Genomic DNA, 9,541 nt, shown 5'->3' with positions numbered 1-9,541 from the left:
GTTCCCTGGCGGAGCTCGGTGACCTGAACGGTGCGGAGATCGGTGTCGGCGGCAAGGAATTCACCGAACAGCTCATCCTCTGCGAGGTGACCGCCCAGGCGCTCGAGTCCGCCGGCGCGGAGGTGAAGCGGACCTGCGGGATGTCCGGAAGCAGCACCGTCCGCTCCGCCCTGCTCAGCGGTGACATCGACCTGTACTGGGAGTACACCGGGACCGGCTGGATCACCCATCTGGGCGAGACCGAGCCTATCGCCGATCCGCAGGAGCTCTATGAGGCGGTCGCGGACCGTGACGAGCAGGAAAACTCGATCTCCTGGCTGGAGCCCGCGCCGGCGAACAACACCTACGCCGTCGCCGGCAGCCGGGCGAAGGTCGAAGAACTCGGCGTCACCACGGTCTCCGACTACGCGAAGCTCGTTTCGGACGACGCCGCCAGCGCCAGCTTCTGCGGAGCAGCCGAGTTCTTCGGACGCGACGACGGATGGCCCGGGCTGCAGGAAGCCTACGGCTTCGAACTCCCCGGAAACGGCGTCTCCGAGCTGGCCGCCGGCGCCATCTACAACTCCATCGAGAAAGCCGACCCCTGCGTCTTCGGCGAGGTGTTCGCCACCGACGGGCGCATCGCCGCGCTCGACCTTGTGGTCCTCGAAGACGACAAGAAGTTCTTTACGGCCTACAACCCCTCCGTCTCCGTGAGCGCCGAGGCACTCAAGGAGAATCCGGGGATCGAAGAGGTGCTCGCGCCGGTTGCCGAGGCGCTCGATGACGAGACCATGCAGGCCCTGAACGCCAAGGTTGACGTCGACGGGCTCACGCCCGAAGAGACCGCCACCGAATGGCTGGTCAAGGAAGGGTTCGTTGGTGAGTGACCACCTGGCCATGCCGCCCGGAGCCGACCGGCTGCGGGTGCGCCTGCTGCAGACCGATCCGGTGCTTGGCGACGTCGACGGCAACCTGGCCCGCCTTGACGCACTGGTGCAGGCGGGTACCGATTGCGACCTCGTCGTCGCCCCGGAGCTCGCGACGCACGGGTACCACCTCAGCGAGGTGCCCGACATCGACCCGATCCAGCCCGACGATGAGCGGCTGCTGCGCCTGGGCCGACACGGCCCGGCGGTCGTAGCGGGTTTCGCCGAGGCCTTCCGCCACCACACGTTCAACAGTGCCGCCCTGCTGACCGGCGGTGAACCCAGGATCCAGCGCAAGATGTACCTGCCCACGTACCGGGGCTGGGAAGAGCGCAAGCACTTCCGCCCGGGCGGACGGCTGCTCTGCCACGACCTGGCGGAGACCCGGCTCGCGGTGCTGATCTGCAACGACGCGTGGCAGCCGGCGGTGCCGTGGCTTGCGGCCCACAGCGGCGCCGAGGTGCTGGTGGTGACGGTCAACAGTGCCACCAGCACCGTGGGCATCTCCACCGAACGCGCCTGGGAGATCATCCTGCTGCATGCCGCCGTCGTTCTTCAGTCCTTCGTGGTGTTCGTCAACCGCTCCGGCCGGGAGAACGAGCGTGACTTCTGGGGCGGGTCGCGGGTCATCGACCCCTCGGGGGAGGTGCTCGGTCAGCTCGGCTCCGAGCCCGGAGAACTCACCTGCGACCTCGATCTCGGCGAGCTGCGCCGGCTTCGGCGCCAGTGGCCGCTGCTGCAGGAATCACGCGCGGAGATCATTGCCCGTGAAGCCGCGCAGCTTGCAGCAGAGGAGCTGTAAGGGTGTTCGACTCCCATGTCCATGCAGGTCCGGATGTCCTGGACCGCATCGGTGATGACATCGCCGTCGCCGAGGCGTTCGCGTTGGCCGACTTCTCCGGATTCGTGCTCAAGGCGCACTACGAGTCCACCGTCGGCCGGGCGAATTCCGCAGCCCGGCTGACGGGACAGAAGGTGTACGGGGGGATCGCCCTCAACCAGCACTGCGGCGGCATCAACCCCAGCGCGGTGGCCGCCACGCTCTCCTCGGGGGGCCGGGTCATCTGGATGCCCACGGCGGACGCCCACACCCAGCACACCGCCGACCTGCCTCGACTGTGCCACCAGGAACCGCGGCTGGCGCCGCATTCCTATGCCATTCCCCCGGTCGACACCCGCACCACGCAGGCCACCGAAACGGTGCTGGCGCTGATCGCGGACCACGACGCGGTGCTCGCCACCGGGCACCTCAGCGGGGCCGAGTGCAACTGGCTCAGCGATCGGGCGCGCTTCTACGGCATCCGCCGGGTGCTGTTCACCCACCCCTCCTACACAGTGCCCGGGCTGGACCCGTCGGCTATCCGGTCGCTGGTGGAACGCGGCGGGTATGCCGAAATCACCACCTACCAGCTGCTGCATCAACCCGGCTGCACGCCGGCGATGCTGGCGCGCGCCGCTGAGGCCGCAGGCCACCGCCTGATCCTCTCCTCCGATGCCGGGCAGCCGAATTCCCCGCCCCCACCCGAGGCGCTTCTGCTCCTCATCGACACCCTTGCCTCGGAAGGTCTCGACCGCAGCTGGCTGGAGGCGGCGGCCTCCACGACCCCCGCCGGCCTGTTCACACCCGCCTGACCGGCGCCCCACCGACCCACAACGCACCGCCCCCGGGTGCGCCCATCGAGATAAAGGAAAAACAGTGATCGAGAAAGAAGCAACGTTCTTCAGCGAAGGCAGCCGCCTGCAGGCAACCCTCTACTACCCCGACAGCCTCGCCGGTGACGGCCCACACCCCGCTCTCATTGTGAATTCCGGTTACCAGGGCTTCAACGAGTTCTACCCAAAGATGTTCGCCCGCCAGATGACCGAACGCGGCTACATCTGCCTGGGCTTCGACTACCGGGGCATGGCCGACAGCGAGGGCGAGAAGGGGACCGTCCTGATCGAGCAGCAGGTCGAGGACATCCGCAACGCGGTGACCTTCCTGCAGTCCCAGGAGGACGTCGACAACCGCCGGATCGGACTCATCGGCTGGGGCATGGGCGCCGCCAATGTGATCCTCGCCGGGGAGAAGGGCGGCAACGTCGCCGGCGTCGCGGCCCTCAACGGCTTCTACGACGGGCCCCGCTGGCTGAAGTCCATCCACACCTATGACGAGTGGACCCGGATCGTCGATGAGGTGCAGCAAGACCGCACCCGGCGTGTCCTTGAGGGGGAATCGCGGCTGGCCGACACGTTCGCCCACTACCCCCTCGATCCCGCAACCGAGGACTACGTGGGCAAGGAACTGTCCCAGGTGTACGGCTTCGGCCACCCCACGCGGGTCCAGTTCACCGAGTCGATCATGGATCTCCGGGTCGAAAAGGTGGTAGCGGACCTTGCGCCGACCCCGCTGTTCATCGGGCACGGATCGCGCAACACGCTGCACCCGTTCGATGAGGCGTCGTCCCTGTACGCCGCGGCCGCCTCCCCCAAGACCCTCTACACCATCGACGGCAGGCACAACGACTTCATGTTCGTTGACCACCCGGAGTTCGTTGTGCTGTGCGACAGGCTCCGTGAGTTCTTCGACGAGGCCTTCCTGGCAAGCACCTCCCCTGCCCGGAGCGTCTCCGCCTGATCCGGCGCTTCACTGCGGAAGGGCGGTGGCAGCAGGTGCCGCTGCCCTTCCCACGGCATGCCGCTGGGCTCGGCGCCCCTCCCCTACGCGTCCCTCCATGTCCAGTTCCAGAAATCGAGGCGGCCGCCTGATCCGTGGCATTTGTGATCGGCCTCGGCTCCACCAGAACCCAGTCGTAGTCGCAGTCGAAAAACATTGCCTTGAAATCCTGCGACGGGCTAATCAAGACCTTTCTCCGAATTGTTGGTCGGCTCCTGTAAGACTCCGCCCCGGTACCTGTTTTCCTGTGGAGAACACTCATCTATCACTTCGGACGGATTTATTCCTTTGCAGAACTCGCGTCCGGGCGTACCGTGATGCGCACCATACTTAGGTGGAATTTTCAGGGAAACTACCGGAAGCGGCATTCCGCCCGTTTTCATCCTGCCGAGATCAGGGGACGACATGAAGATTGACAGACAGGGCTCGTGGCTGGCGTCTCTGGGGCTTGTCTTCGTCCTCATTGGATTGTGGTGGCTGACCCTGCCGGGAATTCCGCGGGGGGCAGTTGTTTCCCTCCTCGGCGGCGCCGTGTTCATCGCTGGAGGCGTTGTCAGGTGGCGGGCGGAACGCCGGCGCCGGGCCGGGGATCGGTCGCCGTAAATTCCATGAATACCGGGACATATCTGAGCATCAAATAGAGAAAAACGATCACTTTATGGGGGAATTCGCATGACTCAGGGCTACCAGCAGTCGCCATCATCGAGACTAGAGGAACGCACCAATCCCGGCAGATCCCTAGGTATCGCCGGATTCGTCCTGTCGATTCTGGGGCCATTGAGCGTCATCGGGCTGATCCTCAGCATTATCGCCTTCGTCCAGTCAAGGAAGGCAGGTATGACAAACGGTTTTGCCCTTGCCGGGATCATCATTGGAGCTGCCATCACCGTCGCCGGGATCACCCTCCTGACCGTCGGTATCACGAGCGTCATTCAAACCTGTGCCGAACTTGGCGACGGAGTCCACGAGCGGAACGGCATCACCTACACCTGCAATGTCTAGGCGGCTGGCGGGGCGCCTCAGGAGCGCATGCTCCAGGCGTGGGAGCTAGCCCGCATGGCCGATGACGAACCGAAGTCCGCGGAGACGCGTGAGAACCTGATCCGATCTGCCCGGCACGGGTCCCGGTATGGTGCATTCGTTTGGCTGACGATCGGCCTGATCCTTTGGGCCGAAGGAGGGAAGCCAGCGTTTGTCATCTTCCTCTTGGTTGGGGGAATGGCTCAATGGGTGCTCGCCATGTATCTGAGCACCAAGCTCCCCAGCCGGAAGCTCGAGGACCCGGAGGACGGCTTTTAGGTATGACAGCTAGGCAGGCTTCGGCGCACCGGCGCGCGGTGCTGCTGGGATCACCACTGCCTTCGCTGAGGCAGCCTACTCCCCCGCGGTTTGCAGGGCGATGACGACACTTCCCGTTTTGCGTCCCGTTTCGACGCGGGCATGCGCGGAGGCGGCGTCGTCCAGACCGTAGATCCGGTCAATCACCGGGACGAGGTGTCCGGACGCCGCCAGATCACCTAGGAAGGTGACGTCCCGAGCCATGGCCGGGGCCTTTCGAAGCCCCGTGAACGCGATACCCGCCCTTGTCCTGCCGATTATCCGGGTCACCAGAGCCCACACCAGAATGGGCAAGGAGGGAACTGTGGTCAGGTAGCTGCCACCAGGCTTCAGGAGCCGCCGGCTGCGTGTGTAGGAGCTCTTGCCCACCGCGTCGAAGACGACATCGTATGTCCGGGTGGTCTGCGTGAAATTCTCCGCCGTGTAGTCGATGACGTGGTCGGCGCCCAGCGATTTCACAAGTTCACGGTTTGCGGTGCTGCAGACCGCGGTGACAGCTGCTCCGAAATGTGTGGCGAGCTGAACTGCCGCGGTACCCACCGCGCCGGAGGCACCGTTGATCAAGATGGACTGTCCGGCCTTCAGCCCGGCGGCGTCCCGGAGGAACGGCAGCGCTGTGAGGGCGCCGTCAAGGACTGCCACGGCGTCCGCAGGCACCAGACCGGGAGGCATCAACGCGATGACGCCGTCTTCGGACACAGTGACGTACTCGGCATGCGCTCCCAGCCTCGGTCCCACCGATCCCATGACCTGGTCGCCGATACTGTACTTAGCCACCGCACTTCCGACGGCCAGGACTTCGCCCGCGAATCCGGTTCCCAGGACCGGAAAACGGGGCCGCATCAGGCCGAAGTAGAGCCGGGCGAAGGGGTCCCGGCCTGCCCGTGCGGTGCATTCCGCGCCGGAAACGACGGTGGCAAAGGTGCGGATCAACACCTCGCCTGCTCCCGGGACGGGTGTGGGAATCTCTTCGACGCGGATAGTGTCTGGTGCGCCATAGGCGCGGCTGGTGATCGCCTTCATGCGGGAACCGGAGCGACCCGCGCGTGTGCTGGCTGGGCAGGGGATGGAGTACGGACTCCGACCGGGGGCAGGTCCAGCTTGAGCGGGGCTGGCGGCGGTCCTCCCGGAGCCTCGGAGAATGTGCCGTTCGGAGACGTCATGGCTGATCCTTTCCCTGTAAGAACGCGGGCGGCTCCGCGTCGTGCGTACAGCGTACATCTGATAGAGTACTAAGTACACAGCGAGGGCGTAGCGGATGGGGAACCAACTCCAGATCAAGGAAGGAACGTCAATGCCGGTGGCGACGAGCGATACCGAGGGCACCCGAACACCCTTGACCAGGGAACGGGTCGTGCAGGCCGCCGTTCAGCACGCCGACGGAGCTGGGCTGGAGGGGCTGACGATGCGCCATGTCGCGAAGGCGCTGAATGTCGCACCGATGGCTCTCTACCGCCATGTGGCAAACAGGGAGGACCTCATCGATGCGATGATCGACGTCGTCTTCAGCGAGATCGCACTCCCCCTCGGTGGTGCCGGCTGGAAACCCGCAATGCGGGAACGGGCCCTCTCACTCCGTGATGCTCTTGCACGACACCGGTGGGCGATCGGGTTGATGGAGTCCCGCCTGCGGCCCGGGCCCGCGAACCTGCGGCACCACGATGCGGTGATCGGCAAGCTTCGCTCGGCCGGCTTCGACATCGCCATGGTGGCCCACGCCTACTCGTTGCTGGATGGCTACATCTACGGCTTCGCCCTCACCCGGATGAATATGCCGTTCGACACCAATGCCGACATGGATGCCATGGCGCAGCACATGTTCGAGCCCTTCCCCGCCAATGAGTATCCGAATCTCGCGGAATTCGTGAACACCCACGTTTTGAAGCCCGGCTACGACTACACCGAGGAATTCGAGTACGGACTCGAAGTGATCCTAGACGGACTGGAAGCGGCGCTGGGCACGGACTGATCCGGATCCCGGAGCCGTTTCGACTTTCCCGAGTCGCTTGCGCTCGTCTGCGACGATGTCTCTATGCGTCTGCACGACTTCACCGCTCCAAGCACCCAGGCAGCCCGGGCCGCTCTCGAACTGGCAGCTTCGTACCATTCTCCCGCGCTGCTCAATCACGTGATCCGATCCTGGCTGTGGGCAGAGGCATTCGCCCTGCTCGAGGAACGGCAGGACGTAGATCATGAGCTGCTGTACACCTCCGCAATGCTGCACGACATCGGGATCGTCCCCGCTTTTGACAACGTAGCGCTCTCTTACGAGGAAGCCGGCGGGCAGGTGGCGGTCGCGCTCACCGCTGGCGCCGGCTGGCCGCCCGACCGACGACAGCGCGCACTCGAGGTGATCGTGCGGCACAACTGGCCGTCGGTGGATCCCGCAATGGATGTGGAGGGATACCTGCTGGAGACCGCAACGGGCCTGGACATCAGTGGCTCCCGAGCGGACGTCCTTCCACACGACTTCGTGCAGGAGGTCCTCTCCGCGTATCCGCGCCTCGCGCTCGCGGATGAGTTCACCGCGGGCGTGACGGACCAGGCCTCGCGAAAGCCTGCCACAGCGGCTCACCGGCTCGTGCACGACGGCGTCGCCGCGAAGCTGGCGAATCATCCGCTGGAGCAAGACCCAAGCGCCTAATCGAGTGCGCCGGCGACCTTTTCAGGCGGGGATTCTTCCCCGCGGCGACTTGTCCTACCTAACTGTTCGCCTCAGCAGGTGCTTGTACTCTGAGGGCGGGTGACCGACCAGGGTCGCGGCGGGGGGAAAATCGTGTTCGAAGTTGAGGGAGAACTGCGGCTGGCCGGTCTCGGCGGCGGTGGTCCACGGCTGGTGGACCGTGGGCGCGATGCGACGTTCAGCCAGATCAACGGGTCAGCCGCGGGCGGCAGCGATCTTTTCCATCTGATGTGGCGTGGCCTCTCCATCCCTGTCGTGGCATTCAAGCGGGAGGCGGTGAACCCGGGGTCCGGCGAGGCAGAGATTCACATCCACATCACCGCTGTCGGCAAAAGCCGCTATGCGGCGCGCAGCGAGCTCAAAGCGTCGAGACTATCGGGGTCGATCCGGGATGCCGCGCATCAGCTTGCCGCCGAGGCGCTGCTCATATTCGGGTCCTGGGGCGACGGACTCTCGTTTCCCGACGGGTATTTCGCTGTCGAGGACAACTCCATCGGTAAACGCAGGCGTTACACGATGTCCTCGTTCGGATACACCGGAGCGTCGAGACCTCCCAACTACTCCCGCAAGCTCAAGGCAACGGAGGAATCAATCCGTCGGCAGGCGATCGAGGAATCCTGGGGTCTCTCCGCACCCGATGCGGTCTTCGTCATCGTCCTGCACAACCACCGGCGCGCCATGGTGTCATATAACGACCACATGAGAGTCGCCGTCGAGGCCGGAGTGCCGGACCTTGGCCCAGAGGAACTAACGAAGCTTCAGGAGCGGGCCGACCGCCTCGCCTCCAACTCCTCGCGGTACGGGACCACCCATCTCGATGGCGAAAGCGTGGAATCGGTGATCTCGACGATGAGCGCCGATGCGCCGGGCTTCAGTCACGAAACGTACCGCAGGGCCCTCGCCTATGGAACCTTCGTGGTTCAACGCAACCGGGACAGCGAGAGGGAATACCGCGTCGCGCTCATCGAACAGGCCCGCTCCTATCCCCTTTTGGACGCGGTGTTCACCCTGGTGTACTTTAACCAGCGGTTCAGCCGGCGACAGTTCCTCGGCGCCATTCCACTTCACGAAGCTCTGGGAGACCTTCATCCATCGGGGGCCTTGGACGATGCCCGGGTCAGGGCAACCGAGCTCATTCAAGAGGGCAGCCACTTTGCCTGGACCCCAGAGGAGACAAAGGCCCAGCAGGACTACCTCAGGACACGTCACCCGGGCTTCAGCACCCGCTGTATCGATGACGCCCTCGACGGGGGTTACCAGCAGAATCGGTAGCCGGTAGGCGTGCCCTCACACCAGTCCTGGGCTGACTTCTCAATTCCTCCTGCCAGCGTTCCCGGATTGGCGGCACGCCCGGCGGATCGTTCCTTGGCTCCGGCCAGTTCCCGGGGCAGTCAGTGCCGTTCGCGCTAGCTTTCGGCGGTGTGGACCCTGCCAAGCGAGATTGATGCCTACAGTGAGGCATGCACCTGACGCGGAACCACCATCGATCCCCCGCACGGCAATGGGCGTCCGTCGTCCTGATCGCTCTCCTGTCCGCGGGACTCTGGGTTGGCTGGTTCGCATGGGATACCGAGTACCAGTTCGACCCGTCCACCGGCGAAATGGCCGGACCATACGCGATATGGCAGGGAGTCGGAGCATTTTTGTGCGGCATCGTGGTGGCGGGGCTCGCCTACCGGCTTCTGCCCTTTGGTGTCGCGGTGCTGGTCCTTCCCGCTTCCTTCACCCTCGCGTGGATCGGCACGGCCGCCGTCGGTGATGAGACTGGCCTGTGGATGGTAGGGGCGATACTGGTCGCTTTCGGCACCACGCTGGGTGCGGTCGTACTGCTCGGCATCGCGGCCGCCGTCGTCCCGGTCCATCGGGGACGACCATCGAAGAGCTCTGCTGCCTGAAGTCCGTTCTCCACGATCACCGAGCTGCTGCGCCCTCATCCCAGCGGAGGGGCCGCTGCGC

Annotated in this window: 11 protein-coding genes; 10 read left to right on the top strand and 1 reads right to left on the bottom strand. The window is 65.0% G+C overall.

All coding sequences use genetic code 11. The annotated features are described in order from the left end of the window. The 6 genes from QZX79_RS07975 to QZX79_RS07950 all read left to right on the top strand — a co-directional run. On the top strand, positions 1–869 hold an 869-nt coding region (locus tag QZX79_RS07975; protein ID WP_294567307.1), incomplete at its 5' end, for a glycine betaine ABC transporter substrate-binding protein. After that, positions 862–1,710, top strand: coding sequence for a nitrilase-related carbon-nitrogen hydrolase (locus QZX79_RS07970; RefSeq protein ID WP_294567304.1), 849 nt, complete (start codon positions 862–864; stop codon positions 1,708–1,710). The genes QZX79_RS07975 and QZX79_RS07970, both read left to right, overlap by 8 nt. A gap of 2 nt (positions 1,711–1,712) precedes the next feature. Next, positions 1,713–2,540: a DUF6282 family protein gene (locus QZX79_RS07965; RefSeq protein WP_294567303.1), complete on the top strand. Its 828-nt coding sequence runs from the start codon at positions 1,713–1,715 to the stop codon at positions 2,538–2,540. A 64-nt stretch (positions 2,541–2,604) separates the two neighbouring features. After that, positions 2,605–3,525, top strand: coding sequence for an alpha/beta hydrolase (locus QZX79_RS07960; RefSeq protein WP_294567301.1), 921 nt, complete (start codon positions 2,605–2,607; stop codon positions 3,523–3,525). A gap of 711 nt (positions 3,526–4,236) precedes the next feature. Further along, entirely contained in the window at positions 4,237–4,566 is a 330-nt protein-coding gene (locus QZX79_RS07955; RefSeq protein ID WP_294567298.1) for a DUF4190 domain-containing protein, read from the top strand. A 54-nt stretch (positions 4,567–4,620) separates the two neighbouring features. After that, entirely contained in the window at positions 4,621–4,863 is a 243-nt protein-coding gene (locus tag QZX79_RS07950) for a hypothetical protein (RefSeq protein ID WP_294567295.1), read from the top strand. A 75-nt stretch (positions 4,864–4,938) separates the two neighbouring features. On the opposite strand, the gene QZX79_RS07945 is transcribed toward QZX79_RS07950, so the two are convergent. Further along, positions 4,939–5,925: an NAD(P)-dependent alcohol dehydrogenase gene (locus tag QZX79_RS07945; protein ID WP_294567292.1), complete on the bottom strand. Its 987-nt coding sequence runs from the start codon at positions 5,923–5,925 to the stop codon at positions 4,939–4,941. 235 nt (positions 5,926–6,160) lie between these two features. On the opposite strand from QZX79_RS07945, the gene QZX79_RS07940 reads away from it, so the two are divergent. The 4 genes from QZX79_RS07940 to QZX79_RS07925 all read left to right on the top strand — a co-directional run bounded on the left by QZX79_RS07940 (position 6,161) and on the right by QZX79_RS07925 (position 9,480). Further along, complete coding sequence (locus tag QZX79_RS07940; protein WP_294567289.1) at positions 6,161–6,871, top strand: TetR/AcrR family transcriptional regulator; 711 nt, start codon at positions 6,161–6,163, stop codon at positions 6,869–6,871. A 63-nt stretch (positions 6,872–6,934) separates the two neighbouring features. After that, on the top strand, positions 6,935–7,546 hold the full coding sequence (locus tag QZX79_RS07935; protein ID WP_294567286.1) for a cyanamide hydratase: 612 nt from the start codon (positions 6,935–6,937) through the stop codon (positions 7,544–7,546). Positions 7,547–7,678: 132 nt separating this feature from the next. Beyond that, on the top strand, positions 7,679–8,857 hold the full coding sequence (locus tag QZX79_RS07930; protein WP_294567283.1) for a hypothetical protein: 1,179 nt from the start codon (positions 7,679–7,681) through the stop codon (positions 8,855–8,857). Positions 8,858–9,045: 188 nt separating this feature from the next. Further along, positions 9,046–9,480, top strand: a complete 435-nt coding sequence (locus tag QZX79_RS07925) for a hypothetical protein (RefSeq protein WP_294567281.1) — start codon at positions 9,046–9,048, stop codon at positions 9,478–9,480. Positions 9,481–9,541 lie beyond the last annotated feature (61 nt).

Source organism: uncultured Arthrobacter sp., from assembly GCF_902805515.1.
Classification (GTDB): Bacteria; Actinomycetota; Actinomycetes; order Actinomycetales; family Micrococcaceae; genus Arthrobacter_D.
The sequence above is the reverse complement of the archived record's forward strand: the minus strand, read 5'-3'. Positions and strand labels throughout refer to the sequence as shown.

Coding starts and splice junctions, on each gene's coding strand:
- QZX79_RS07925 (WP_294567281.1), top strand. CDS start 9,046: ATGCACCTGACGCGGAACCACCATCGATCCCCCGCACGGCAATGGGCG.
- QZX79_RS07935 (WP_294567286.1), top strand. CDS start 6,935: ATGCGTCTGCACGACTTCACCGCTCCAAGCACCCAGGCAGCCCGGGCC.
- QZX79_RS07955 (WP_294567298.1), top strand. CDS start 4,237: ATGACTCAGGGCTACCAGCAGTCGCCATCATCGAGACTAGAGGAACGC.
- QZX79_RS07950 (WP_294567295.1), top strand. CDS start 4,621: ATGGCCGATGACGAACCGAAGTCCGCGGAGACGCGTGAGAACCTGATC.
- QZX79_RS07940 (WP_294567289.1), top strand. CDS start 6,161: ATGGGGAACCAACTCCAGATCAAGGAAGGAACGTCAATGCCGGTGGCG.
- QZX79_RS07945 (WP_294567292.1), bottom strand. CDS start 5,925: ATGAAGGCGATCACCAGCCGCGCCTATGGCGCACCAGACACTATCCGC.